A 242-nucleotide genomic window follows, 5' to 3' on the forward strand; every position below is an offset into this window, starting at 1 on the left:
CCGGGGCTGTGGATGGCGGCACAGGAACGAGCGCATCCCATGCGCCAGCCCCTGTTCTTTCACGTATGCATCTGCGGCGAGCTCCTGCTCGCGGCAGCGCGCGCAGACCCACTCGAAATCCCAGAACACGCGCAGCGTGAGAAACCACCACAGGCGGCGCAACGTGTCGTAGTTGCGGATGTGCCCGGTCTCGTGCGCCATCACGGCGGCTTTCTCCGTTGCCGTGAGGCTGCGGAAAAAAT

1 protein-coding gene is annotated in these 242 nt (G+C 64.5%); it reads right to left on the reverse strand.

Features of this window, described 5'->3' with window-relative positions:
* A partial coding sequence (locus tag SB772_RS44850; RefSeq protein ID WP_410839134.1) for a M48 family metalloprotease occupies positions 1-242 on the reverse strand: 242 nt, incomplete at both ends.

The sequence above is a fragment of the Paraburkholderia sp. SIMBA_030 genome (assembly GCF_046535245.1).
Classification (GTDB): Bacteria; Pseudomonadota; Gammaproteobacteria; order Burkholderiales; family Burkholderiaceae; genus Paraburkholderia.